This window comes from Streptomyces sp. NPDC002742 (genome assembly GCF_042888885.1).
Classification (GTDB): Bacteria; Actinomycetota; Actinomycetes; order Streptomycetales; family Streptomycetaceae; genus Streptomyces.
In genome coordinates this window covers 170,643-195,763 of the sequence record NZ_JBIAQF010000004.1, presented here as the reverse complement: position 1 = coordinate 195,763, position 25,121 = coordinate 170,643, and the positions used below count along the sequence as shown (strand labels likewise).

Sequence of the window (25,121 nt, the reverse complement as noted above, 5' to 3'; positions counted from 1 at the left end):
GTCCTCCTTCGTCCGCTGTCGAGTTACCGCGCGGTCGGGGCCGGTATCGGGGGGCCTCGCCGCGCTCCGGTCGTCCTGAGCATAAAACTGAGCGAACGGTCGTGCTACTTGTTTTCGCGGGACCTCGCGGGACCTCGCGGGCCCTCGCGGACGCAGGACGCGTTCCGTGACGTCAGTTTCCTTACGGGTCAGGAGAGTTCAGGTACCCGGCTCGGATCCGTCGCCGCCGCCCGCAGCCGCGAGGTGATCGCGGCGCCGGCTCTGCGGTAGACGGTCGCTTCGTCGTGCAGGACGGAGAGCGCGTTGGCCGTATCCATCAACGCGAGTAGCTCGAAGGCGAGTTGGGCGGCATCCGTGTCGGACCGGAGTTCGCCGAGCTCGCGGGCTTCGGCGACGGTGTGCTCGACGTGGTCCGCCCAGGCCCGCTGGGCCCGGGCCACCGCGTCGTGGACGGGGCCGGGCCGGGCGTCGAACTCGGCGATGACCTCGTAGAAGAAGCAGCCGCCGGGGAAGACCCGGCTCCGCGAGTACTCCAGCCAGAGTTCGCACAGCCGCCGGACACGGGCGACGCCGGCCGGGGTCTCGGCCGCGGGCCGGTTCACACGCTCGACGTGGATGCGCGAGGCCTCGCGCACGGTGGCCAGTTGCAGTTCCTGCTTGGACCCGAAGAGGGCGAAGACTCCGCTCTTGCTGAGACCGAGCTCGGTGGCGAGGCGTCCGACGGACAGCGCCTCCAGTCCTTCGACCGAGGCGATGTCGACCGTGCGGCGAAGGACCGACCGCCGTGTGCGGTTGCCGCGTTCGACCCTGCCGTCCAGTCGGGTGCCGGTCATCCAGGCCTCCCACCTTCACGTCCGTGGGTCAAGCGTAGCCCGGCGGGCACGGGGCCCCGCCCGGCCGGGTCCGACGGCGAGGAACGGGACACGAGGAGGTCGAGCGCGATGGCCGGACCGCGGGCCGTGGCAGCTCATGCGCGGCGGACGCCTGCCCCGCGCGGCGCGACCCTCGGCGGTCCCCGCCCATCGGCCGTTTCACGCCGATCCGCGGAACGAAGGGGCGGGCGGGAGTGCGGATCCGCCCCGCGTCCTTCGTTCGGGGACTGGTGAGGCCAACTTCCATTTCCCTAATATGTGTTGTCGGTCGGGCCAGTCGGGTTGGCGCGGCACGGATCTGGGGGAACGATGCAGCCTGGCGAGCAGTTGTCCACGTCGATCGATGCCACGGTGCCCACGGCCGCGCGCATGTACGACCACTACCTGGGTGGCAAGGACAACTACGCCGCCGACCGGGCCGCCTGTGAAGAGCTGGACAAGGTCGTGCCCAGCACGCGCGCGCTGGCGCTGAACAACCGGCGCTTCCTCCAGCGGGTGGTCAGGACACTGGCGGACGGATACGGAATCAGGCAGTTCCTCGACCACGGATCCGGCCTGCCCACCCAGAACAACGTGCACCAGGTCGCCCAGGCGATCGACGAGGACTCCCGGGTGGTGTACGTAGATGTCGATCCGATGGTGCTGGTGCACGGCAGGGCCCTGCTGGACCAGAACGACCGTACGGCCGTGATCCACGCCGACCTGCGGGAGACCGAGGCGATATTCGCCCACCCCGACACCCAGCGGCTGATCGACCTCTCGGAGCCGGTGGCCGTACTGTTCAACTCGGTGTTCCACTGCATCCCGGACAGTGACACCGACGGCCCCCTCGCCGTGATCGGCCGCGTCGCCGAGCGGCTGGCGCCCGGCAGCTTCATGGTGATGTGCCAGTTGGTGAGCGAGGACCCCGAGGTCCGCAAGTTCGTCACCGACTTCATGGACACCGCCACACAGGGCCACTGGGGCCGGGTGCGCCAGGAGAAGGATGTCGCGGACTTCTTCGACGGCATGGACATCCTCGAACCCGGACTCGTCGAGGTGTCCACCTGGCGGCCGGACACCGACCTCGTGCCGCGCCAGCTCACCCAGGAGTGGATCGAGTTCGGCGGAGTCGGCCGCATCCGCTAGAGCGGTGCCAGGGGATCGGGCGACCCGCGCGCGCCTCGCTCACCGGCGCGACGCGGTGCCGTCCCGTCAGTGCGAAGCGCTGTAGCGCTGGTCCACCGTGTCGCGCAGCAGAGCCAGGGACGCGCGCGGGCTGAGGGCCTCGTCCGCGAGGCGGTCCAGTACCACCCGGTACTCCTCCGTCTCGTCGCGGTCCTCCAGGAAGTTGGCGCTCCTGATGTGCTCCAGGTAGACGATGTCGGGCAGTTCGACGCCGCCGAAGCGCAGATAGGTGACGGGGATGGCGGGTGCCGAGGCGTTCGTGACGTCCAACGGCACGATCTGCACGATCACATGGGGACGCTGGGCCATCGCGACGAGATGTTCCAGCTGAGCCCGCATCACCTCGCGGCTGCCCAGGACGCGGAGCAGTACGGACTCGTCGACGACGGCCCACAGATGAGGGGCGTCCGCCCGGTCCAGCAGCTCCCTTCGGCGCATCCGCAGCTCGACCCGGCGCTGCACCTCGCCGGCCGGCGCCGTGGGCAGACCCCGTTCCACCACGGCCCGGGTGTAGTCGGGAGTCTGCAACAGGCCCGGAACGTACTGGATCTCGAAGGTACGGATGGTGGTGGCCGCCTCCTGCAGCCCGACCAGCCGGTCGAACCACTCGGGCATCAACCGCTTGTCGTAGCGCTGCCACCATCCCGGCTCACCGGCGCGCTTCAGGAGTCTGAGCAGGACCGACCCCTCGTAGTCGTCGGTCCCGTACAGCCCGAGCAGCGCGCGGACATCGCCCTCCGTGGGAGGCCGGCGCCCCTTGCCCGCCTCTATGCGCGACAGCTTCGCCGCGCTGAACCCCAGGGACCGAGCCGCCTGTTCCTGGGAGAGGCCCGCGTCCTCGCGGGCGCCGGCCAGCTGAACACCGACCAGCATCTTGAGCAGGGTGGGGGCGGGCTCCGCCCGGCTCAGATACGGTTCGAGGCGGGAGACGCGGGGTGACTCGACGGACATCCTGACTCCCAGTCGGCCGGCAGAAGACAGCCAAAATTATCGCACTGCGCCCGACTCTGCCGCATGGGGAGACAGAAGTGGACAACTATCCTTCCACTTCAACGGAGTTCGGACCATCGGGGGTCGTTTCACAGCAGGTGGTCGAACTCCCCCTCTTTCGCGCCGGCCAGGAACGCGGCGACTTCCGCCGGGGTGTAGACGAGGGCCGGACCGTCGGGGTCGCGGGAGTTGCGTACCGCGACCGCTCCGTCGCCCAGAGCGGCCACCTCGACGCAGTTGCCCTCGGCGTTGCTGTGCCTGCTCTTGATCCAGCGGGCGCCCAGCGAGCTCGCCCGCACTCCGTTCGGCACTGATGGCACCAACGCACTCTCCTTGCTGACGTTCCACCACGTGTTCCGCCGGCCCGCCCGGTCGCGGGATCCGGCCGGACCTCACACGGCCCCTGCCTCCCTCCGCCTCGTGCAATTTCTCGTGCAATTGCACGAAGGCGCTGTCGGCGTGGATAATAGCCGTGGCGGCAACCTCGTTACCAGCGCCCTGTGCTGACGTCGTATCAAGGGCTCCCCGGAGAGCGTGATCGTCCGGGACGGGCTGGGACCGCCCGCGCACCTGGCACTGTCCGACGCCTTCGGAGGGAGCGGAAATGGCAACACCACTCAGGAACCTGGAACGCGTGTCGTGGGACGAGATCAAGGACTCCAAGGGGTCGGCGGAGGCCATCCCGGTCCTGCTCAACACCGTCGCCTGGGGTAATGCCGCAACGGCCAGGGCAGCACTCCAGGACCTGCGGGAACGAATCTGCCAGTACGGATTCGTCGTGGAGCAGGCGACGGCCGCGACCGTCCCCTTCCTCTGGGAACTCGCCGAACTTCCCCAGGTCGCCTGCCGTGTGCAGATAATCCAGCTCCTGAAGGACATCGCGGACGCCCGGCAGTGGGAGCGCACGGCCGCCGCGTATCCCAGACTCCTCAACCGCCGCGAGAACTGGGTGGGCTGGGAGCGCGAAGCCCGTCAGGCCGTACGCGCCCACCGCGGCACCCTCCAGCACCTGCTCGCCGAGCCGGACACCGAACTCGTCAGGGTCACCACGGAGCTCGCCTCCACGCTGGCCGACTGACGCCACGGACCCGGGGGCCCCGCGCCGGTACGTACAGGCAGCACGTCAACCGCACCCCGGCGTACGTCCGCAGCCGGGGAGAGCCCCTCGGCGTCAGCCCGCCGAGTCCGGTGCGCGCTCCGGCAGAGCGCCGACGCGGTCGTGACCCTCGACGGCGACGGTCAGTCCGGGGGCGATCTCGGTGAATCCCGCGTCACGGACCAACGGCCGCTCCGAGGCTGTCAGTTCACGCCAGTGGGCCGGATCCGCGGTGCGCACGGACAGTGCGAAGCCCGCGTCGCGCCAGGCGCCCCGCTCCTTCTCCGACAGCTCCCACCAGGCCAGTTGGGCGCCATGCCCCGTCTGCGCCATCGTCTTGCCGGCCGACATGTCGAGCTCAGGGTTGAGCCACAGCACGGGTACCGCCGGATCGGCCGGTGCCGGCGGCGCCGGATCGTCGAGGTCCGTACCGGACACCTGGAGCCGCGCCAGGTCCTTGGGCCAGCCGTCCAGCGGCACCGGCGGGAAGACCCGCACCTCCGCGGACCTGCCGGTCACCGTGATGCCGGGCAGCGCCTCGGCCCGCCGCCACTCGGCTCCGCGCGCCCGCCGCACGACCTTGCGGATCCGGGCGTCCTGCCAGTCCCGCATCGCCTGCGCCCACTCGCCCTCCCCGAGCGAACGCTCGTCGCTCAGGATGGTCAGCACGGCCCGTGCCGCGGTCTCCAGCGCGTCGGTGCGCGCCGGGGGAGCGGCCTTCTCGATGTGCACGACCAGCGGCAGCACGAACTGCCGTTCCTGGTCGCGCACGCTGGATTCGGCACGGAACGGACTGTCGTCGGCGGTGGTCGGATCGCTGCTCACGCCCACCAGTCTGCCAGGCGGAAGATCCCTTCCGAACGGACGGTCCGTGTCTCACGGCCGCCGCCCGGTCGTTCTCGCCCGTTCCCCGACAGCCCGACCCGGTACCCGCGACCGTCGCCGCTCCGCTCCGCGGTGCCGGGTACCGCCCGCCGCCCGCCGCCCGCTGTCCTGACCCCCGCGGGTCAGCCGGAACACGCGGTGCGCTGCGCCTCCTGCCATGCGCAGACGGGGCACAGCGTGATCCCCTTGTGCGACTCGGGGTACTCGGTGGGCTCGCGGCATAGTACGCACTCCGCGTACGGCGGCCCGGCCTCCGTCGCCGTGTCGACGGCCCGGCGGGACTCCCCGGCCGGCCCGTCCGCGCCGATCGCGCGGTGGTCCTCGCTCATGTCTCCAGCTTACGAGCGGCGGATGGCCGGGGAGTACGAGGAGTGGAGGGCCGGGAGGCGCGGGCGGACGAGGTCCGGGGAGTACGAGCTGGCGGCGGGCCCGGAGCGGAGTGCGAGTGCAAGGAGCCGGTGAGCCGGGGGGATGCTCAGTGCCGCCCGTCCGCGGCGCCGATCAGCTCGGACACCTTCACGAACCGGAAGCCCCTGTGGCGCAGCTCGGGAACGATCGTCCGCAGCGCCCGCTCGGTCGCGGGCGCCGCGCTGCGTGTGCAGTGCATGACGACGACGGACCCGGACCGGACCCCGTCCAGGACCTGCTGTGCCACGGCGTCCGCGTCCGTCGCGAAGGCGTCCCCGCTCACCACGTCCCACTGCACGGCGGTGACCCCGGCCGCGCTCAGCGCCCGCAGCGACCGCTGGTCGTAACACCCCCCGGGGAAACGGAAGTAGGGCATCGCGTCCCGTACCCCCGCCTTCCTGAAAGCGGTGTACGCCCGCTCCACGTCCGCGCGCATCCTGTCCTCGGGCAGGGTCGGCAGCCCGTAGCAGTCGTCCGTGAAGGCGTAGTGGCTGTACGAGTGGTTGGCGATCTCGAACAGCGGGTCCTGTCCGATGTCCTTGGCCTCCCGGGGGTACTCGTCGGCCCACCGGCCGGTCATGAAGACGGTCGCGGGCACCTTGAACTTCCTCAGCGTCGCGATCAGTCGCGGATTGTCGAAACGCTCGCCGGCCGCCGCCCGCTCCCCTTGATCGGCCGTCATGTCCGCGTCGAACGTCAGCGCGACGGCCCTGTCGTGCGCCCGCGGCCCGTTCTTGAAGACGGGTGTCAGCCCGGCGGGACCGGGCGCGAGCGTGGGCGGTTGCGAGGGCGTGGCGCTGATGGTGGAAGGGATGGTGGAGGGCGCGTGGGGTTCCCGGTGGGTGGCATCCTGGCCGGCCGGGCCGCCGCACGCGGCGAGTGCGGCACCCAGGGCTCCCGCGGCGCAGGTCGCGGCGATGCTTCGTGCAGAGAGAATCATCGTGCGACGATATGTATGCAAGTGTGATAATTCGGTCATCGTGGAGGGTGAGCCGCTCGTGTGCCGCCCGTATGCGGCCCCCGAGTCACCCGCCCGGGGCTCTGCCCGGGGCCGTCTCCGGCGCGAGCGGTCACGGTCGGCGGGGCGAGGGTCCGAGGCTCGCCCCGCCGGCCGTGATCAGTCGGCCTGCCGGACCTGCTGCTGGACCCGGTCGGCCCGGTCGTTCTCGTCCAGCAGGCCGATGCCGCGGGATTCGATCTGCCGTGCGATGCGGTGAAGGACCTCGTCGGCCGGCCGGGGTTCGAGACGGCGGCCGTCGCGCAGGCGCAGGGCGACCTGGTCGGCGGCCGCTTCCCTGGGGCCGATCACCGCCTGGTACGGGACCAGGCGGGCCGCGCGCACCCGGGCGCCCAGACCGCCCTGGTCCGGGGTGGCGAGCTCGGCCCGCAGGCCCCGGTCGCGGCAGCGGCGTACCAGCTGAAGGGCCCGGTCGGACTCGGCTTCGGAGACCGGAAGGACCACCACCTGGGCGGGGGCCAGCCAGGCCGGGAAGGCGCCCGCGTACACCTCGATGAGGTGGGCGACGGCTCGTTCCAGGCTGCCGATCACGCTGCGGTGCACCATGACCGGCCGGTGTTTGCCGCCGTCGGCGCCGATGTAGCGCAGATCGAAGCGCTCGGGCTGGTGGAAGTCGACCTGGACGGTGGAAAGGGTCGACTCGCGGCCCGCCGGATCGGTGATCTGGACGTCGATCTTGGGCCCGTAGAACGCGGCCTCACCCTCGACGGCCTCGTACTCCACACCGGATTCGTCCAGGACCTCGCGCAGCAGTGCGGCCGATCTGCGCCACAGCTCCGGATCGGCGACGTACTTCCCGCCGGGGCCCGGCAGCGACAGCCGGTAGCGGGCCGCTTCGATGCCCATCGCGTCGTACGCGTCGCGGATCGACCCGAGTGCGGCGGAGGCTTCTTCGGCGACCTGGTCCGGAGTGCAGAAGATGTGCGCGTCATTGAGCTGGATGGCGCGCACACGGGTCAGGCCGCCCAGTACGCCGGACAGCTCGGACCGGTACATGGCGCCCAACTCGGCCATTCGGAAGGGGAGTTCCCGGTAACTGTGCGGGCGGGACCGGTAGATGAGCGCGTGGTGGGGACACAGGCTCGGCCGCAACAGCATCTGCTCCGAGCCGAGTTCCATCGGCGGGAACATGTCGTCGCCGTAGTGCGACCAGTGCCCCGAGATCTCGTACAGCTCCTTCTTGCCCAGCACCGGTGAGTACACGTGCCGATAGCCCGCCCGCCGCTCGGTGTCGCGGACGTACTCCTCCAGGGCGTACCGCACGGCGGCGCCGTCCGGCAGCCAGTACGGCAGTCCGGCGCCCATCAGGGGGTCGGTGTCGAACAGACCGAGTTCACGGCCGAGCCTGCGGTGGTCGTTCATGGTGGTCTCCTCGCTTGCGGAGGGCGAGTGCCACACGGCGAAGCCCCGGGGCACTCGCCCCGGGGCTTCGACTCACGTCAGCGGTCAGCGCGCCGGGACACTCTCCGGCGTCGTCGTGTTCACTGCGGCACGCTTCATGGGCCTCACGCTAACAACGGGGCCCGGGTGCGGGCACGGGATTATCCGGCGGGCGTCTCGGGTTTCGTGTGCTCCTCCGTCGGCCCGTCCTCCGGTTCACCCGGCTCCCTCGGCGCCCCGGGCCCGCCCAGGATTCCGAACGCGTCCGGAATGCCGAGCCCGTCCGTGTCCGCGAACGCCTCCGGAAGGCCCAGCGCCTCCGGCACTCCGTTGACCCGGTCCGGCGCGGCGGGCTCGACCGCGGTCTGCCCCTCCGTCACGGGCGGCACCCTCGGCTCCCGTGCCCGCTGTGACTCCGCCACCACAGGCGGCTGTCCCGACTGGGCCCGTTCCAGGAAGCGCAGCAACTCAACGGGGAAGGGCAGGACGAGGGTGGAGTTCTTCTCGGCCGCGACGGCGACCACCGTCTGCAGCAGCCGCAGTTGGAGCGCCGCCGGCTGTTCCGACATCACCTCGGCGGCCTGTGCCAGCTTCTTGGACGCCTGCAGCTCCGCGTCTGCGTTGATGATCCGGGCCCTGCGCTCACGGTCGGCCTCGGCCTGCCGGGCCATGGACCGCTTCATGGTCTCCGGCAGCGACACGTCCTTGATCTCGACCCGGTCGATCTGCACACCCCAGCCGATCGCCGGACTGTCGATCATCAACTCCATCCCCTGGTTCAGCAGTTCGCGGTTGGACAGCAGGTCGTCCAGGTCGCTCTTGCCGATGATCGAGCGCAGCGACGTCTGCGCCATCTGGGAGACCGCGAAGCGGTAGTCCTCGACCTTGATGACCGCGTCGGCCGCGTCCACCACCCTGAAGTAGACGACCGCGTCCACCCGGACCGTCACGTTGTCCCGCGTGATGCCCTCCTGGGCCGGCACGGACAGGGTCACGATCTGCATGTTGACCTTGCGCAGCCGGTCCACGAACGGCACGACCATGGTGAAGCCGGGGGGGCGGACCTCTCCCGCGAGCCGTCCGAGGCGGAGGACGACTCCGCGTTCGTACTGCTTGACGACCCTGGCGCCGGCCGCGACATAGACCACACCGGCCGAAGCGGCCACCGCGATAGCCGCGATGAGTTCCTGGACCATGACGACCCCCTTCCGAGCCGCCTGACATCTCTGGCCATTCCACTCTACGTCGCGGGGGAGCGGTTGTTACCGGTCGGTGGGGAGGGGTTCCCGAGGCCGGTGGCGTGTCGCGGTGCCGGGCGTGCGTGCCAGGCGTGCGTGCCGGGCGTGCCGGGCGCCGACAGGGCCTAGGCTCCCCGGCCCTCCACGAGACCCTTCGCGTCGCGGGCGAGCGCGGTCAGCCGGGAGATCGCGCGGAAGTACTTCTTGCGGTAGCCGCCGTTCAGCATCTCCTCGCTGAACAGCCGGTCGAAGGGCATTCCGGAGGCGAGGACCGGCACCTCGCGGTCGTACAGCCGGTCGGCGAGCACGACGAGCCGCAGCGCGGTCGACTGGTCCGGGACGGGCTGGACGTCGGTGAGGCAGACCGCCCTGATCCCGTCGGTCAGGGCGCCGTACCGGCTGGGGTGGACGCGCGCCAGGTGGTCCAGCAGGTGCGGGAAGTCGTCCAGGGACGCGCCGTCGGTGGCGTACGCGGCCTTGGTGACCTGCTCGTCGGAGAACGGGGCGGGCGCCTCGGGCAGTCCGCGGTGGCGGTAGTCCTCGCCGTCGATGCGCAGCGGGCGGAAACGCGCGGACAGGCCCTGGATCTCCCGCAGGAAGTCGGCGGACGCGAACCGGCCCTCGCCGAGCTTGCCCGGAAGTGTGTTCGAAGTGGCCGCGAGTGCGACACCCGCGTCGACCAGCTTGCCGAGCAGGGTGGAGACGAGGACGGTGTCGCCCGGGTCGTCGAGTTCGAACTCGTCGATGCACAGGAGGCGGTGCCCGGAGAGCGTCTGCACGGTCTTCTGGAAGCCGAGCGCGCCGACCAGGTTCGTCAGCTCCACGAAGGTGCCGAACGCCTTGAGCGAGGGCTCCGCCGGGGTCGCGTGCCACAGAGAGGCGAGGAGGTGGGTCTTGCCGACGCCGTAGCCGCCGTCGAGGTAGACGCCCCGGGGGCCGGCCGGAGTCTTCGGGGCCTTGCCGAAGCCGAACAGCCTCCGCTTGGGGGCACCGATGGCGTGCGCCCCGCCGAGCCCTCCCGCGAAGCCTTCGAGGATGCCCACGGCCTCGGTCTGGCTCGGCTGGTTCGGGTCCGGGATGTACGTGGCGAAGCGGACCGAGTCGAAGCGCGGCGGCGGCACCATCTCGGCGACGAGCCGGTCGGCGGGGACGTGCGGCTCGCGGGCGCACAGGGACAGGGGGGCCGCTTCGGCTATCGGGTCGATCGCGGAGGCGGTGGAGGTGGACGACACGGTTACCCACTCTATGCGCCGTGCCACACTGCACGTCATGCGACGCCTGTTCCCTGTGACCTACGAAACAGCAGCCCAGGCCTCCGCCGAGGCCTCCGTGACGGATGCGGCGGAGCGCGAGTGGGAGCTCGGCGAACTGGCGGAGGCGTACGCCTACCCCGACGTCCAGGGGCCCTGGCTGCGGGCCAACATGGTGTCCACGCTCGACGGCGCGGCCCAGCACGAAGGGCGCTCGCAGCCCATCTCCAACGCCACCGACATGCGGATCTTCGGCGTCCTCCGGGGTCTCGCGGACGTCGTGGTCGTCGGGGCGGAAACGGTACGGCAGGAGGGCTACCGGCCGGCACGCGCGCGTGAGGCCTTCGCGGCACTCCGGGAGGCCGCCGGACAGGGCCCCGCGCCCGCGATCGCCGTGGTCACGGCGAGCCTCGACCTCGACTTCTCGCTGCCGCTCTTCACCTCGCCCCTGGTGCCCACGCTGGTGCTGACGGGCGCCACGGCCGCCCCGGACCGGATCGCGGCGGCCGAGCGGGCGGGTGCGCGGGTGGTGATCGCCGGGGACGGCGCCGGGATCGATCCCGCCCGCGCCGTACGGGCCCTGGGCGACCTCGGGTGCACCAGGCTGCTGACCGAGGGCGGGCCCCGGCTGCTGGGCCAGCTGGTCGCGGCCGGTGTGCTGGACGAGATGTGTCTGACGCTGGCCCCGATGCTCGCCGCGGGAGCCGCGCAGCGGATCGCCGGAGGGCCCCGGCTGCAGGTGCCGCAGCGGTTCGAACTGGCGTCCTTGCTGGAAGAGGCCGGGTTCCTGTACAGCCGATACCGTCGGCCCTGACAAGCCCACGGAACAGCTGGTTCCGTTTATCTTCCGACGGGCACACTAAATCGCGCAGTACCCGTGCGATCACGGGGCAGGATGGTTTCCGCAGGGGCCGGGACGGCCCACGGACGAGAAGGGCGCCTGTCGTGTTCACAAGCGTATTGATGATCGAGAAGGCCCTGACGTCCGCCGACGTGGAGTTCGTCACCACCTTGCACGGTGACGAGGCCGTCGCCTTCCACGTGCTGCTCCAGCCCCGGGGCGACCAGGCGGACCGACTGCTGCGGGCCATCGACGACGTCGCGCTCGGCGAGATCGACGAGGCGGCCCGCGAGGGCGAGACGCCCGAGGGCGAGGCGGCCGCCAGCCAGGGCGAGCAGGCGCTGGAGGTGTCGCTGCTGGCTCTTCGCACGTCCGGCAGTGCGGCCGAGGGACGGCTCATCGAGGACCACCCGCTCGACGCGCTGAAGAGCCTGGTCGACGAGGTGGAGGCCGACGAGGTCATCGTGCTGACCGACCCCCACTACGTGGAGGAGTTCTTCCACCGCGACTGGGCCTCCCGGGCCCGCCACAAGGTGGGCGTGCCGGTGCTGAAGCTGTTCTCGCACAGCAAGGCCTGAGACGGCTTCGCGTCACGGGGGCGCGGGCGTCTCGCGGCCGCGGGTCCCGGTGCCGCCCCGTCGGAGGGCTTCGTGCCCGTCCCCGGAAGGCGGGACGCGTCCGCCGGTCCCTTGTGAGGCGCTGTCCGCCGCACCCAATAGGCTGGGTCCGCGTTCCCTTCGGGAGAGCGCGCCCACCTTCGTACCGGATCTTGGGGAGATACACGCATGGCACCCGGCCTTCCTACCGCGATGGACCGACCGCACTTCATCGGCATCGGCGGCGCCGGGATGTCGGGCATCGCGAAGATCCTCGCGCAGCGCGGAGCCCAGGTGGCGGGCAGCGACGCGAAGGAGTCCGCCACCGCCGAGGCGCTGCGCGCACTGGGCGCCACGGTGCACATCGGGCACGCGGCCGACCACCTGGCCCCCGACGCCACCTGCGTCGTGGTCTCCTCCGCGATCCGCGCGGACAACCCGGAGCTCGCCCGCGCCGCCGAGCTCGGCATCCCGGTGGTCCACCGCTCGGACGCCCTCGCCCGCCTGATGGACGGCCTGCGCCCGATCGCGGTCGCGGGCACCCACGGCAAGACGACCACCACGTCGATGCTGGCCGTGTCCCTGTCGTCGCTCGGCCTCGCCCCGTCGTACGCCATCGGCGGCGACCTCGACGCCCCCGGTTCGAACGCCCTGCACGGCGAGGGCGAGATCTTCGTCGCCGAGGCCGACGAGTCGGACCGCAGCTTCCACAAGTACGCGCCCGAGGTCGCGATCATCCTCAACGTCGAGCTCGACCACCACGCCAACTACGCGTCCATGGAAGAGATCTACGAGTCCTTCGAGACCTTCGTGGACCGCGTCACCGAGGGCGGCACGCTGGTGATCTCCGCGGACCACGAGGGCGCCCGCGAGCTGACCCGCCGGCTCACGGGCCGTGACGTGCGCGTGGTGACGTACGGCGATGCCGCCGACGCGGACGTCCGGGTGCTCTCCGTGGTCCCGCACGGTCTGAAGAGCGAGGTGACGGTCCTGCTGGACGGCGCCGAGCTGACCTTCGCGGTCTCCGTCCCCGGCCGCCACTACGCGCACAACGCGGTGGCGGCGCTGGCCGCGGGTGTGGCCCTGGGCATCCCGGCCGCCGAGCTGGCCCCCGCGCTCGCTTCGTACACCGGCGTGAAGCGCCGCCTCCAGCTGAAGGGCGAGGCGGCCGGCGTCCAGGTCGTCGACTCCTACGCGCACCACCCGACCGAGATGACCGCCGACCTGGAGGCCATGCGGGCCGGCGCCTCGGGCCGCATCCTCGTGGTCTTCCAGCCGCACCTGTTCTCCCGCACCCAGGAGCTGGGCAAGGAGATGGGCGAGGCCCTGGCGCTGGCGGACGCCTCTGTCGTCCTGGACATCTACCCGGCCCGCGAGGACCCGATCCCGGGTGTCACCAGCGAGCTGATCCTCCGGGCCGCGCGGGCCGCGGGCGCCGAGGTGACCCCGGTCCACGACAAGGCCGAGGTGCCCTCCGTCGTCGCGGGAATGACGAAGCCCGGTGATCTCGTTCTCACCATGGGCGCGGGCGACGTGACGGATCTCGGACCGGAGATCCTCGCCCGGCTGTCCGAGTGACCGTGGCCCTCAGCGGGCCTCCTTGAGCGTGAGGGGTTGAGCTTCATGTCGTACGACATCGAAAAGCCGGACGAGCAGTGGCGCGCGGAGCTGACCCCGGCCGAGTACACGGTGCTGCGCAAGGCGGGCACCGAGCCCGCCTTCACCGGCGAGTACACCGACACCAAGACGACCGGCGTCTACTCCTGCCGCGCCTGCGGCGCCGAACTCTTCACCTCCACGGAGAAGTTCGAGTCGCACTGCGGCTGGCCGTCCTTCTACGACCCGAAGGACTCCGACGCCGTCGAGCTGATCCAGGACCGCTCGCACGGCATGACACGCACCGAGGTGCGCTGCGCCCGCTGCGGATCGCACCTCGGGCATGTGTTCGAGGGTGAGGGGTATGCGACGCCGACGGATCAGCGGTACTGCATCAACTCGATCTCGTTGCGGTTGGCGCCGAACGAGGGCTGAGCCATTTCGCAACGAGATCGCTCACGACGGGCTGATGGTCCACGGAGTCGGCGATCGCGGCCGGTTCGGCCCGCCGGGGTTCATGAGGCCTGCCTCAGACGGCGGGTGAGTTCCTTGCCGCAGGGATTCACAGCACCTTGCGGTGGACCAGGGCGGAGAGGGCGAGGGTGCCCGGGAGCAGCGGGATCCATACCGTCAGGACGCGGTAGCCGATGACGGTGGCCGTCGACGGGCCCATCGGGGCACCCAGGGCGACCATGGTGAACACCAGGGCCGCGTCCACCGGGCCGATACCGCCCGGCGCGGGCACGGCACCGACGGCGGTACTGGCGATCAACAGCGCGAACACCGCCTGCGCCCACGACAGCGGCAGCCCGAGGGAGAAACCGACACCGCGGGCCGCCGCCGGGGACACGGCGAGTCGCCGTCCGTGACGCCCGCGCACAGCCGATCCTGACGTGACGCGCGGCCCCGGACTCCCCGGCCGGGGGCGCGCTCCCACGCCGCTCCCGTGCCGCCCCGGAACCTACGGAGAACCATGGACGCCGACAGCAATCACTCCGCGGACGACGGCGACGAGGACGCCACGGGCACGGGCGGCGGTGACGCCACGCGCAGCGGCGGCCGTGGCGGTTCGGACCCCGGCCGGGGTGACCATGTCGCCGCCCCCGCCCAGGCGCATGCCGCCGCGCTCCTGCGCCGCCCGAAGCTGTGGCTGGTGCCCACCGTGCTGACGGGACTGCTCGCGCTGCTGCTGTCGTTGCTCTACATGGGCGGCATCGTCAGCCCGAACCGGCATCTGCACGACCTGCCGATCGGCCTGGTCAACGAGGACACCGGCAAACCGCCTCCGGGGCAGCGGCAGAACGTGGGCACCCAGGTCACCGCGGCCGTCGTCGCGAGCGACACCTCCGGCACTGCCGACTGGCGCAGGCTCACCGGCGCGCAGGCCCAGGACGAACTCTCCTCCGGCAAGATCTACGGCGCCCTCGTCGTCCCCAGGGACTTCACCGACTCCCTGACCGCGCTGACCACCGCGAACGCCAGGGTCCGGCCCACCATGACGGTGCTGACCAACCCCGGTATGGGCAGCCTCGGTTCGTCGCTGGCCAGTCGGATCACCACGGCGGCCGCGCAGCAGGCCTCCGCATCCATCGGCAGGGAACTCACGGCGTCGCCCGCGACCGCGAAGGCGGACTCCACCACGCGGCTGCTCCTCGCCGACCCCGTCGACATCGTCACCCGGATCGGGCACCCCATCGGCCCGCACAGCGGTCTCGGGCTGAGCGCGTTTTACTACACCCTGCTCCTGGTGCTGGCCGGGTTCCTCGGCGGCAACCTCATCAGTACCGGCGTCGACACGGCTCTCGGCTACGCCGACAACGAGATCGGCCCCTGGCACACCCGCCGTCCGACCGTGCCGATCAGCCGGACCCAGACCCTGCTCCTGAAAATGGTCATGACCGCGGGGATCACCGTGCTCACGGTCTCCCTGGTCATGCTGGCCACCGTCGCGATCCTCGGCATGGACGCCACCCACCTGCCGTTGCTGTGGATCTACTCCTACTGCGCGAGCCTCGCCGTCGGACTGGGCGTCCAGGCGATCAACGCGGCCTTCGGCGGGATCGGGCAGCTCGTGTCCATGTTCGTCTTCATCGTGCTGGGCCTGCCGTCCTCGGGTGCCACCGTGCCGCTGCAGGCAGTCCCCGGCTTCTACCGCTTCCTGTCCGTCTTCGAGCCCATGCGCCAGCTCAGCGACGGGGTGCGCGCCATCCTCTTCTTCGACGCGCGGGCCGACGCCGGTCTCGCCCGCGCCTGGCTCATGATCGGCGTCGGTGCCCTGCTGGCCCTCCTCTTCGGCTTCGCGATGACCCGCTACTACGACCGCAAGGGCCTGCACCGCCTGACCCCCCAGCCGGCCCCCGGCCCCGCCTGATCCCACCCCCCGCCCGACCTCACCCCCGTCCGACCTCACCCCCCGCCGGATCCGCCCGACCGGCACCTCGCCCCCGCCGAAGCGATGGCGCAGGTACTCAGGGCATGTGCCGCAGCAGTGCGGTGACCGCCGGCGGGGTGTCGCCGCGTGGGTGGACCAGCATGATCTTCCAGTGGGGCGCGTGCCGGTCGAAGGCGTGGGTGCTGAGGTCGGGGAACCGTTCGGCGATCGAGGTGGGCATGACACAGACACCCAGGTCGCCCCGGACGAGCTCGGCCGCGGCGACGATGTCGTTGACCTCGAAGGTCGTCTCCCGTTCCACGGCGGCGGCACGGAAGGCCCGGTCCACGCAGAGGCGGATCGCCCAGCCCGGTGTGAAGTCCACCAGCGGCAGCCGGGCGGTCTCGGCGAGCGTGACCGTGCCGTCCGGACCGGTTCCCTTGAGCGCCCGCCGCGGGGCGGACACCAGCACCATCTCCTCGTACGACAGCAGCCGGGTCACCAGACCGCGCTGCCGCTGCCGGTCGAGGGCGACCACGGCCAGGTCGACGGTGCCCTCGCGCAGCGCGTGCCGGACGTCGGTCACGGACGCCTGCCGCAAACGCACCACCACGCCCGGATGCTCGGCGCGCAGCGCGGCCAGCGGCCGGTGGAGGTCGGCCCAGACCCCGTGCGTCGTGCCGATCGTTATCCTGCCCCGCAGCTGTCCCCGGACCAGGTCGACGGTCGCCCGCGCCTGTTCCGCCGCCCGCAGCGCGGCGCGCGCCGCCGGGACGAAGACCTCGCCCGCCGGGGTCAGGAACACCCGGTGCGTGGTGCGGTCGAACAGGGGGGTGCCCAGCTCCCGTTCCAGCGCGAGGACCGTGCTCGACACGGCGGACTGCACCACGCGCAGCCGCTGGGCCGCCGCGGTGAAACCGCCCTCCTCGGCCACCGCGACCACGACCTCCATCTGCCGCAGATCCATCTCCACTCCCGAAGCAGCAGCCCGTCTCCGACCGAGATCCCGTCCTCCGTCGATTGTCCCAGGCCGTGGGCGTCGGAGGGGGTTCCGGCGAGGTGCCGACAGGGGACAGGCCGACGGTGGCCTACGGGGCACGCGGACGGTGGGCCGACGGGGGACGCGTGGACGGTGGGCCTGCCGAGTACGGGGACGGTGGGCCTGCCGAGTACGGGGACGGCGGTCCGGCGGTGGACAGGCGGACGTACCGGCGACGGAGGGCCGGGAGTGGACGGTCACGTCCCGCGGACGCCCTTGCGCATCTCCCGTGGGCTCACCCCGAAGCGCTGCCGGAACGCCGTGCTCAGGGCGCTCGCCGACGAGAACCCCGAGGCGTAGGCCAGATCGGTGATGGTCAGGTGCTCGCAGTCGCCGCGCCGGAGGCGTTCGCGGACCAGGCGCAGGCGCTCCTCGCGGATCAGGTCGCGGGGGGTGGTGCCCGCGTGCTGCAGGGTCAGTTGGATCTGCCGCAGCGACCAGCCGAGGGCGCGGGCCATGGACGTACCGGTGAGGCCGGGGTCGGCGGCGTTCTCGCGGACGTGGCGGCGGACCACCGTCTCCACGTCGGTCAGGTGGCGGGCGCCGTCGGGCCGGTCGTCGCCGGTGGCGAGCATGCACACCAGCTCCACCACCCGGTCGGACACGGCGTTGAACTGGGAGTCGGTGAGATCCTCGCGCTCGGCGTACAGACCGTCGAGCATCGAGCGGACGACGCGGCCGAGGCCCCGGCTCAGGTCCAGGGCGGTGGCCAGCGGCGACTTGCGGTTCAGCGGGCCGTCCACCTCGCGCGCCGGGATCGTCAGGACGAAAGCCTGGGCGGAGGCGTCCTGGAGGCACTGGAAGGGCGACGCGAAGGAGACGAGTGTGCCCGTCCCGGGGGTCAGCAGGGCCTCGTGACCGTCCTGGCGCAGGATGATCTCCCCGCTCAGCGGCAGCAGTAACCGGTAGTCCCCGTCGGGGTCCTCGCGGACCTGCCGCGCGGTCCTGCTGTACTCGATCTCGTCCGACCGGAACCTGACGAGCTGGTACGCCGCCGTGCGCTGACGCACCGTCTCACCGCGGAAGTCGTCGGTTCGGCCGTACCGGTAACCCATCCTGGACTGGTACGACCCGACGTGCTCGGTCCAGAAGTCGGTCCGCTCCCGCGGTTCGACCGCATCCGTCGAGCGGGTCTCCACCAGGTAGTTCGCCGCAGGCAACGACACCATCGACTCCCGTGTGGGTGAGGGTAGTCACGCGGAGTCAGCCTAGTGCACACAGCCGGTGCGCATGAGGGCAACTTCCTTGCGCGCCGGGGCAAGCGCGGACGCCGCCGCGCGGCTACCGTCATGCGCCCGCGCCAACTCGCGGCACACCCCTCACTTTTCTTGCTTCAGTCCAGGCAACACGTCTCTGCACAAGAGGACTTGAGGACCATGACCGAACGGATACCGGAGGCCGCGTCCTGGTGCCTGGCCGTCGGCCTGCTCGCCGTCACCGTGCTGCTGCTGCGCCAGCGCGGGATCAGCACGCGGCAGCGCCGGCGGACCGCCGCACTCACGGAGGACCTGCGGGTGCGCGACGAGGAGCTGCGCCACCTGGCCGAGGTCCGCCTGCCCGCACTGGAGGACGCCCCCCACCAGCACGTTCCCAACGGCGTCCGCGCCGCGGGCCCGCTCGACGTCCGGCTGGCCGGAACGGACTTCGCGAAGTACCTCGAAAGCGTCCTCGAACGCTTCTCGGAAGCGGTGGGGCACGCGCAGGCGCGCGCCGACCAGTCCGCGAAGTCCGCGCTCAAGGCGTCGATGCGTTCGATCCAGGCTCTCGCCAATGAGCAGCAGGTGTCCATCGGGCAGATGCAGGACCGCCACGACCGTCCCGACGTCCTGCGCGACCTTCTCGAAATCGACCACACCAATGCCCAGTTCGGCCGTCGTGCCCAGGCGATCGCCGTCCTGTGCGGCTCCTGGCCCGGACGGCAGCGCAGCACCTCCGCGCTGATCGACGTGGTGCGTGGCGCGACCTCCCGCGTCCGCGACTACCGGCGCGTCCGCGTCAACGGACAGGTCGACATCGCCGTCGAGAGCCGCGCGGTCGAACCGGTGGTCCTCGCCTTGGCCGAACTGCTGGACAACGCGGCACGCCACTCGCAGCCCGGCACGAACGTCGAGGTCACCGTCCAGCCGGCGCACAACGGCGCCTGCGTGGTCATCGACGACGCCGGTGTCGGTATGGACGGCCAGTCGACCGAGCGGGCCGCCGCGCTGCTGACCGGCCGCGACCCGGTGGACGTGACCCGGCTCGACGATCCGCCGCAGTTCGGCTTCGCCGTCATCGGCGTGCTCGCCGCACGGTACGGATTCAGCGTCTCGGTGGACACGCGCTCCCCGTACGGCGGTGTCCGCGCCGTGGTGTTCCTCCCGTCGGCGCTGCTCACTCATCTGGTCCCGGTGGTGAAGGTGCCGCCCCGGGCCGAGCTCCGGCGGACGGACGGCCGTCCGCAGGGTCCGGGGGCGGCAGCCGTGGCGCCGGCGTGTCCCACGCGCAGGACGGCCGAGCCCGTCGAGACGACGACGGCAGGTGGCCTGCCGAAGCGGCGGCGCCGTGGCCCGCAGCAGGCCACCCCCGGCGAACAGCCCGCTGCCGCGCCCGCCGAGGACGTCAGCGCGCGGTCGGCCGAGGAGAACGCCCGGCGCATGGGCGCGTTCGCCCGCGGCACCCGCTTCGGCCGCGCGGAGCGGGACACCACCGGAACGCCGCCCGCCCCGCGACCGCCCGCCCGGCGACCGCCCGACGCTCCCGGCAGCACGGAAGCCCTCGCGCCGACGCAAGCCCCGGTGACGTCCACGGATGCCCCTGTGCCGCGTGCGCAGACCCCTGTGCGGCCCATGGGCGCCCCCGTGACGTCGTACGAGACACCCCACCGGATCGAAGGGAGCACACAGGGATGACCGCGCCCATGACCAACGAGCTGGGGTGGATGCTCGACGAGGTGCTGAAGGTGCCGCAGGCGCGGCACGCGATCCTGCTGTCCGCCGACGGCATGCTCCGCGCCCACTCGGCGGACATCGGCCGGGACGACGCCGAACGGATGGCCGCGGGCCTGTCCGGCGTGCAGTCGATCAGCCGCAGCACCGCCGAGTTCTGCGGCAGCCCGGACACACCGTGGCGGCAGACCCTGATCGAGTTCGCGCACGGGTACGTCTTTCTCGTCGCCGCGGGCGAGGGCACCCATCTCGCGGTGTCCACGACCGAGGACGTCGACATGGAGGCGGTCACCTACCGCATGCACAAGATGGTCGACCGGCTCGGCAAGGAGCTGACCAGCCCGGCCCGGAAAGACACCGGCAGTCCGGCATGACGCCGTCCGGACGTCGTCCCGGGGAGCGGCTGGTGCGGTCGTACGTCGTCACGGACGGCCGCTCCCATCCGTCGCGCAACACCCTCGACCTCGTCACGCTGCTGATCGCGGCCCTCGGTCGGCCGCTCGCCGGACTCGGTCCCGAGAAGCGGCGGCTGATGGAGCTGTGCCGGCCCGGGGCGCTGTCGCTGGCAGAGGTGGCCGGCCATCTGGAGCTGCCCGTCAGTGTCACGAAGGTGCTGGTCGCCGACCTGATGGACAGCGGTCACCTCGTCACCCGCACGCCGATCCCCTCCGCCGGGCCCCCGTCCGGCACCCGCGTCCTCCAGGAGGTGCTCGATGGACTCCGCTCCCGTCTCTGAAGTCATGTACCTGCCCGAGGGGGTGCGGACCGCCGTGAAGCTGCTGGTCGTGGGCCACTTCGCGGTCGGCAAGACCACGTTCGTCGGCGCGCTGTCCGAGATACGGCCGCTGCGCACCGAGGAGGTCATGACCCGAGCCGGCGCGCTCGTCGACGACTTGGTGGACACCCGGGACAAGACCACCACCACGGTCGCCCTCGACTTCGGCCGCGTCACCCTCGACGACACCCTGGTCCTCTACCTGTTCGGCGCCCCGGGGCAGCGGCGATTCACCGGGCTCTGGCAGGACCTGACGCGCGGAGCGCTCGGCGCACTCGTTCTCGCCGACACCCGGCGCCTGGACCAGTCGTTCGAAGTCATGGGCCTACTGGAGGAGTTGGGGCTTCCGTACGCAGTCGCCCTGAACGGCTTCGACGACGGGCCGGAGCACGGCCTCGACGAGGTGCGCGAGGCCCTCGACCTGCTGCCCTCCACCCCGCTGCTGCGCTGCGACGCCCGCGACAGGGTCTCCGCGACCGAGACGCTGATCGCCCTCGTCGCCCATCTGCTGGCTCGCACCGGCGAACTGGAGCACGCGTGAACGCCGTACCGCCACCCGGCTGCCCGGCCCACCAGGCCCTGTACGGACCGGAGTTCGCCGCCGATCCCGCCACCGTCTACCGGCGGCTGCGGGAGGCCGGACCGACCGCGCGCGTCGAACTCGCGCCCGGCGTCCGGGCCACCCTGGTCACCGGGTACGACGCCGCCCTGCACGTCCTGCGCAGCCCGGAGACCTTCTCCAAGGACCCGCGGCGCTGGCAGGACCTCGCCGACGGCACCGTCCCGATGGACAGCCCGGTCGTCCCGATGATGATGTACCGGCCCAACGCCCTGTTCACCGACGGCGAGGAGCACAGCCGGTTGCGGGGCGCCATCACCGACACGCTCGCCCGAGTCGAGTCGAGCGCCCTGCGCGGCTGTGCCGAGCGCAGCGCCGACACGCTCATCGACCGGTTCGCGCCGCTGGGCACGGCGGATCTGCTCGGCGAGTACGCCCAGGTGCTGCCGCTGCTCGTCTTCAACCACCTCTTCGGCTGCCCGGCCGGCCACGGAGTCCGGCTGGTCGAGGGCATGTCCGGCATCTTCGACGGGGTGGACGCCGAGAAGGCGAACGAGCTGCTCACCACGACTCTGCTCGACCTGGTCGGGCTGAAGCGGCGGCGGCCCGCGTCGGACATGACGTCCTGGCTGATGGAGCACCCGGCCGCGCTGACCGACGAGGAGATGATCCACACCCTCGCCGTGCTGATGGGCGCCGGCACCGAACCGCAGCAGAACCTGATCGCGAACAGCCTGCGTCTGCTGCTGTCCGACGACCGCTTCGCGGGCGACCTGTCCGGCGGCACCCTGCCGGTGGAGGACGCCCTCGACGAGGTGCTCTGGACCGATCCGCCGATCGCCAACTACGCCGTGCACTACCCGCGGCACGACGTCGTCCACGAGGGCACGCTGCTGCGCGCGGGTGATCCACTGGTGGTGAGCCTCGCCGCCGCGAACACGGATCCCGTGCTGATGGACGGTCAGCGAACCGGTAACCGGGCCCACTTGGCGTGGAGTGCGGGCCCGCACACCTGTCCTGCCCAGGGTCCGGCGCGGCTGATCGCGGCCGTCGCGGTCGAGAAACTCCTCGACCGGATCCCCGACATCGAACTGATGGTGCCCGTCGAACAGCTGAGGTGGCGTCCCGGCCCGTTCCACCGCGCGCTCGCCGCACTGCCCGTGAGCTTCCCGCCCGCCGCGACCGTCGGCCGGTCCGAGGCCGGACGGTCCGGCGACGGACGCCCCGAGGACGCGCGGCAGACGCGGGCCGAGCATGTCCAGGCGCCCACCGCGGCGCCCACCGCGGGGCCCAAGGCGGAACCCTTGGATCCCGCGCCCGACCGCCCGAGGAGCGGCTGGGCGCGGTCGGTGGCCTGGTGGCGCGGGGAGTGACCCGGCCTCGGACTCCGGGAGATGCGGACTCCGGGAGATGCGGACCTCCCCGGCATCACGCCCGGAGGCGGCGTACGCCGCGAGGATCGCCTCGCCCTTGGAAGATCACGGTCCCCTCGGGGCCGCCGAGCTGGGAGAGGACGACGACTTCCTCGCGCGTGCGGGCAAGCCGGATTTCCCCGCGCGTGCGGGGAAGTCCGGGCCTGCCGCGCGTACGGACAAGTCGGCCAGGGGCCCGGTTCCGTGCGGTGCCGCCCGCCTCAGACCGGCTCGCGACGCAGCAGCCGCCTGCGCGGCTTCTGGTCGGGGAGCCAGCCGAAGGTGAGGCAGCTGCCGACGGCCCCGAGGAGCAGGCCGACGAAGAATCCGCCGAGGTTGGACGTGAGCCAGGTGCCCAGGGACAGCAGGATGCCCAGCAGGGAGTAGAACAGCCGCTGGGCCGGGTTGAAGAGGATCAGCAGCCCGCACAGCAGCATCACGGTGGGGAGCAGGTAGCCGGCCAGGCCCTGCATCCCGATGTGCAGGACCACCTTCAGCGACGCCTTCTCGGTGAGGAGGATCTCCGCCCCCGCCAGGGTGAGCAGCAGCCCGCCCCAGAAGGGCCGGTGCGCGCGCCACTGCCGGAACGCCTCCCTCAGGTCCCGGGAGTCGTCCGTCGGTGCGTCGGGGCTCATCAGCAACCCTGGTCGCTGAAGCGGAGTTTGAGGCCGGGCAGCTTGAACACCGCCGCCGTCGTCGCGTAGTTGGTCTGGCGCAGGTTCGCGATGCGCACGGTGTCGGCCTGCTGGCTGAACACGCCCTTGGGTCCCTGGACCCCGGCCTTGTCGAGGGTGCTGGCGTCGTTGCCGATCTCGATGTTGTCGAAGGAGGCGTCACCGGAGAGTTCCGTGGAGTCCGTGGTCAGGTGGCTGGCCTGTACCTTGTTCGCCCCGCTGCCCGCCGTGATGAGCAGGTTCGTGCCGCCGAGGTCGACGCTCTGGCACAGGTGGTCGAGGGTCGCGTTCCTGATCGCCGAGGTGACGATGAGGACCTGGCCGCCGGTGTCGCCGGCGTTCGGACTGTCCTCCGCCATGTTGTCGAGGCCGCCGAACTGCTCGAAGCCCGTGCCGTTCAGCTCGGTCGCGGTGACCGTGAACGGCATGCCGGAGATGGCGAACTGGACGCCGAGGGCGCCCTGGGCCGTGAGGATCATCAACCCCGCGGCGACCGCGGTGGCCGGCACCGCCATCACGGCGGCGCGACGCAGACGGACCCGCCCGCGTCTGTCCTGCCCCTGGGCGGCTGAACCGCTTTCCGGGGTCTCGGGCGTGGAACCGTTGGACGCCGTGGCGTCCGGGGACGAGGCCATGTCTGCTCCCTGGGCACGTTCGATGCGGGTCTCGATGCGGGTTGGGCTCCAGTGGCGCGTTGTCCTGGCGCGGACAGCGGCTGCGGCGCACGCCTCCTCGCGCCTCCCGGCGGTTGCAAGGGCTTTCTCGTTACGCAGCAGTAGCCGTCGAGGAAGTTACCGGGGGTTACATGTATGGGTCAAGGCGCGTGTGGGAAATCCGTGTCGAGTTGTGCCCCACCTGTGAACACGCGTCGCCGGAAGGGCGTCGCTGACCTTCAACTTCCTTGCTACGTCTTGACGTTGACCATCCATCAGGTCTACAACTCTCCCTGTTTCCCCGGATCCGTGGCGCCGGATCCGTAGGTCGAACCGCCCGTCACCTCCCGGACCCCGTTCTGCGCGGGGCGGTCATGGCGTGTTCCGGAGCGGCCCTGTGCGCGTACGCCGAAACGGCGCGCCCCCCTGGGCCATTCCCCGTTCCCGTGGCACCGGCGCGGTCACCTTCCCCCCGAGGGCCGTACCGGTCGCCCGGCTGTCGCTGCCGGCCCGTGACGTACGGAGAAGGCGTCACGGACCGGCAGCGGTCTCTCCTCGCACCACTCCCGCACACGCGCTCAGGCGTCTCGACCCGCCTTCGCGCATGGCCCGTTCCACCCCGCACCCCCGCGCCACCTTCTCGACCCGCACCCCCGCGCCCCGGCGCGGTCAGGCACCCACACCCCCATCGGAGAAGAGGCACCCCCCATGCGTACTCGATCCCTGCTCGCCGTCGTCGGCGCCGTCGCGGCCCTGTCGGCGTCCGCGGTCCTTCCCGCCTCCGCGGACGACGTCCCGGTGCTCACCACCGGGAGCGCCGGAGGAACCCCCGTGGCCGTCGGCGACGTACTCGCCGCCTCGCTGGCGACCGGCACCACGGCCACGCTCTACTCCAGCGCCACCGGCACGAGCGGTGTCTCGTGTTCCGCGTCGACCTTCACCGCGACCGCCGCCGACAACCCGGCGTCCCCCGGCACGGCCACCGAATCGCTCACCGGGCACACCTTCGCCAGCAGCTCGTGCAGCAGCAACGTCGTCGGCGTCCTCGGTGTCACGAGCATCACGGTCGACAACCTCCCGTACAGCACCGCGGTGGGCTCCGACGGAACCGTCACGGTCACTCCGGCCGCCGGCTCAACCATCCAGACCACGGTCAAGCTGCGCTCCCTGCTGGGCACGCTGACCTGTGTCTACCGCGCGGCGAGCCTGTCCGGCACGGCGAGCAACACCGACAACAGCATCGCCTTCGCCAACCAGCAGTTCACCAAGTTCTCCGGCTCGTCCCTCTGCTTCAGCAGTGGCTACTTCACCGCGAAGTACGCCCCCGTGACCGACACCAGCCAGCCGGACAGCCCGGTGGTCTACGTCAACTGA

Annotated in this window: 26 protein-coding genes and 1 pseudogene; 13 read left to right on the top strand and 14 right to left on the bottom strand. The window is 71.5% G+C overall.

The features are described 5' to 3' along the window. Positions 1–188: 188 nt before the first annotated feature. Entirely contained in the window at positions 189–833 is a 645-nt protein-coding gene (locus tag ACFYW8_RS08350) for a TetR/AcrR family transcriptional regulator (RefSeq protein WP_389069191.1), read from the bottom strand. Between the two features lie 348 nt (positions 834–1,181). On the opposite strand from ACFYW8_RS08350, the gene ACFYW8_RS08345 reads away from it, so the two are divergent. After that, a complete protein-coding gene (locus tag ACFYW8_RS08345) occupies positions 1,182–2,000 on the top strand; it encodes an SAM-dependent methyltransferase (RefSeq protein ID WP_365868753.1) in 819 nt (272 codons plus the stop codon). 66 nt (positions 2,001–2,066) lie between these two features. Here ACFYW8_RS08345 and ACFYW8_RS08340 read toward each other — a convergent pair whose 3' ends face one another. Both ACFYW8_RS08340 and ACFYW8_RS08335 read right to left on the bottom strand, forming a co-directional pair. Then, entirely contained in the window at positions 2,067–2,990 is a 924-nt protein-coding gene (locus ACFYW8_RS08340; protein WP_389069187.1) for a helix-turn-helix domain-containing protein, read from the bottom strand. Between the two features lie 128 nt (positions 2,991–3,118). Further along, the gene (locus ACFYW8_RS08335; RefSeq protein WP_365868749.1) at positions 3,119–3,349 is read right to left on the bottom strand and encodes a DUF397 domain-containing protein; all 231 of its coding nucleotides are present in this window, start codon (positions 3,347–3,349) and stop codon (positions 3,119–3,121) included. A 284-nt stretch (positions 3,350–3,633) separates the two neighbouring features. Here ACFYW8_RS08335 and ACFYW8_RS08330 point away from each other — a divergent pair, with 284 nt between their 5' ends. Beyond that, complete coding sequence (locus ACFYW8_RS08330; protein WP_365868748.1) at positions 3,634–4,107, top strand: hypothetical protein; 474 nt, start codon at positions 3,634–3,636, stop codon at positions 4,105–4,107. A 93-nt stretch (positions 4,108–4,200) separates the two neighbouring features. On the opposite strand, the gene ACFYW8_RS08325 is transcribed toward ACFYW8_RS08330, so the two are convergent. From ACFYW8_RS08325 to zapE, 6 genes are all read right to left on the bottom strand, one after another. Beyond that, positions 4,201–4,950, bottom strand: a complete 750-nt coding sequence (locus tag ACFYW8_RS08325; RefSeq protein ID WP_389069185.1) for a peptidyl-tRNA hydrolase — start codon at positions 4,948–4,950, stop codon at positions 4,201–4,203. A 182-nt stretch (positions 4,951–5,132) separates the two neighbouring features. Further along, positions 5,133–5,339, bottom strand: coding sequence for a hypothetical protein (locus tag ACFYW8_RS08320; RefSeq protein WP_389069182.1), 207 nt, complete (start codon positions 5,337–5,339; stop codon positions 5,133–5,135). A 146-nt stretch (positions 5,340–5,485) separates the two neighbouring features. Further along, positions 5,486–6,358 carry a polysaccharide deacetylase family protein gene (locus ACFYW8_RS08315; protein WP_389069181.1) on the bottom strand — a complete coding sequence of 291 codons (873 nt, stop codon included), beginning with the start codon at positions 6,356–6,358 and terminating at the stop codon, positions 5,486–5,488. Between the two features lie 177 nt (positions 6,359–6,535). Further along, positions 6,536–7,798 (bottom strand): threonine--tRNA ligase, encoded by a 1,263-nt coding sequence (gene thrS, locus ACFYW8_RS08310; RefSeq protein ID WP_389069178.1) that lies wholly within the window; start codon positions 7,796–7,798, stop codon positions 6,536–6,538. 179 nt (positions 7,799–7,977) lie between these two features. After that, positions 7,978–9,012 carry a slipin family protein gene (locus ACFYW8_RS08305; RefSeq protein WP_389069176.1) on the bottom strand — a complete coding sequence of 345 codons (1,035 nt, stop codon included), beginning with the start codon at positions 9,010–9,012 and terminating at the stop codon, positions 7,978–7,980. Positions 9,013–9,179: 167 nt separating this feature from the next. Continuing rightward, positions 9,180–10,325 (bottom strand): cell division protein ZapE, encoded by a 1,146-nt coding sequence (gene zapE / locus ACFYW8_RS08300; protein WP_389069174.1) that lies wholly within the window; start codon positions 10,323–10,325, stop codon positions 9,180–9,182. On the opposite strand from zapE, the gene ACFYW8_RS08295 reads away from it, so the two are divergent. The 4 genes from ACFYW8_RS08295 to msrB all read left to right on the top strand — a co-directional run bounded on the left by ACFYW8_RS08295 (position 10,324) and on the right by msrB (position 13,772). Further along, complete coding sequence (locus ACFYW8_RS08295; RefSeq protein WP_389069171.1) at positions 10,324–11,118, top strand: pyrimidine reductase family protein; 795 nt, start codon at positions 10,324–10,326, stop codon at positions 11,116–11,118. The genes zapE and ACFYW8_RS08295 overlap by 2 nt on opposite strands. Before the next feature lie 131 nt (positions 11,119–11,249). Beyond that, complete coding sequence (locus tag ACFYW8_RS08290; RefSeq protein WP_365868734.1) at positions 11,250–11,723, top strand: indole-3-glycerol phosphate synthase; 474 nt, start codon at positions 11,250–11,252, stop codon at positions 11,721–11,723. A gap of 207 nt (positions 11,724–11,930) precedes the next feature. Continuing rightward, complete coding sequence (gene murC, locus ACFYW8_RS08285) at positions 11,931–13,319, top strand: UDP-N-acetylmuramate--L-alanine ligase (protein WP_365868732.1); 1,389 nt, start codon at positions 11,931–11,933, stop codon at positions 13,317–13,319. Between the two features lie 45 nt (positions 13,320–13,364). Then, complete coding sequence (gene msrB / locus ACFYW8_RS08280) at positions 13,365–13,772, top strand: peptide-methionine (R)-S-oxide reductase MsrB (protein ID WP_365868730.1); 408 nt, start codon at positions 13,365–13,367, stop codon at positions 13,770–13,772. A 127-nt stretch (positions 13,773–13,899) separates the two neighbouring features. Here the strand turns inward: msrB and ACFYW8_RS08275 are convergent. Further along, positions 13,900–14,163: pseudogene (locus tag ACFYW8_RS08275) on the bottom strand (lysylphosphatidylglycerol synthase domain-containing protein); the annotation flags it as partial. 147 nt (positions 14,164–14,310) lie between these two features. Between ACFYW8_RS08275 and ACFYW8_RS08270 the strand changes: the two are divergent. Further along, entirely contained in the window at positions 14,311–15,708 is a 1,398-nt protein-coding gene (locus ACFYW8_RS08270; RefSeq protein ID WP_389069165.1) for a YhgE/Pip domain-containing protein, read from the top strand. A 97-nt stretch (positions 15,709–15,805) separates the two neighbouring features. Here ACFYW8_RS08270 and ACFYW8_RS08265 read toward each other — a convergent pair whose 3' ends face one another. Together ACFYW8_RS08265 and ACFYW8_RS08260 are read right to left on the bottom strand one after the other, a co-directional pair. Then, a complete protein-coding gene (locus ACFYW8_RS08265; protein WP_389069162.1) occupies positions 15,806–16,675 on the bottom strand; it encodes a LysR family transcriptional regulator in 870 nt (289 codons plus the stop codon). 269 nt (positions 16,676–16,944) lie between these two features. Then, positions 16,945–17,916, bottom strand: coding sequence for a helix-turn-helix domain-containing protein (locus ACFYW8_RS08260; RefSeq protein WP_389069160.1), 972 nt, complete (start codon positions 17,914–17,916; stop codon positions 16,945–16,947). A gap of 207 nt (positions 17,917–18,123) precedes the next feature. Between ACFYW8_RS08260 and ACFYW8_RS08255 the strand changes: the two genes are divergently transcribed. From ACFYW8_RS08255 to ACFYW8_RS08235, 5 genes are read left to right on the top strand one after another with little or no spacing between them, the layout of a single operon-like run. Then, on the top strand, positions 18,124–19,638 hold the full coding sequence (locus tag ACFYW8_RS08255) for an ATP-binding protein (RefSeq protein WP_389069157.1): 1,515 nt from the start codon (positions 18,124–18,126) through the stop codon (positions 19,636–19,638). Further along, entirely contained in the window at positions 19,635–20,048 is a 414-nt protein-coding gene (locus ACFYW8_RS08250) for a roadblock/LC7 domain-containing protein (protein WP_365868718.1), read from the top strand. Before ACFYW8_RS08255 ends, ACFYW8_RS08250 begins: the two co-directional genes overlap by 4 nt. After that, positions 20,045–20,410 carry a DUF742 domain-containing protein gene (locus tag ACFYW8_RS08245; protein ID WP_389069154.1) on the top strand — a complete coding sequence of 122 codons (366 nt, stop codon included), beginning with the start codon at positions 20,045–20,047 and terminating at the stop codon, positions 20,408–20,410. Before ACFYW8_RS08250 ends, ACFYW8_RS08245 begins: the two co-directional genes overlap by 4 nt. Then, a complete protein-coding gene (locus ACFYW8_RS08240) occupies positions 20,388–20,990 on the top strand; it encodes an ATP/GTP-binding protein (protein WP_389069152.1) in 603 nt (200 codons plus the stop codon). Before ACFYW8_RS08245 ends, ACFYW8_RS08240 begins: the two co-directional genes overlap by 23 nt. 38 nt (positions 20,991–21,028) lie before the next feature. Beyond that, the gene (locus ACFYW8_RS08235) at positions 21,029–22,381 is read left to right on the top strand and encodes a cytochrome P450 (protein ID WP_389069619.1); all 1,353 of its coding nucleotides are present in this window, start codon (positions 21,029–21,031) and stop codon (positions 22,379–22,381) included. Between the two features lie 260 nt (positions 22,382–22,641). On the opposite strand, the gene ACFYW8_RS08230 is transcribed toward ACFYW8_RS08235, so the two are convergent. Both ACFYW8_RS08230 and ACFYW8_RS08225 read right to left on the bottom strand, forming a co-directional pair. After that, entirely contained in the window at positions 22,642–23,055 is a 414-nt protein-coding gene (locus ACFYW8_RS08230) for a DUF6114 domain-containing protein (RefSeq protein ID WP_365868710.1), read from the bottom strand. Next, positions 23,055–23,729 carry a DUF6230 family protein gene (locus tag ACFYW8_RS08225; protein WP_365868708.1) on the bottom strand — a complete coding sequence of 225 codons (675 nt, stop codon included), beginning with the start codon at positions 23,727–23,729 and terminating at the stop codon, positions 23,055–23,057. Before ACFYW8_RS08225 ends, ACFYW8_RS08230 begins: the two co-directional genes overlap by 1 nt. A 726-nt stretch (positions 23,730–24,455) precedes the next feature. On the opposite strand from ACFYW8_RS08225, the gene ACFYW8_RS08220 reads away from it, so the two are divergent. Continuing rightward, complete coding sequence (locus tag ACFYW8_RS08220; protein WP_365868706.1) at positions 24,456–25,121, top strand: Tat pathway signal sequence domain protein; 666 nt, start codon at positions 24,456–24,458, stop codon at positions 25,119–25,121.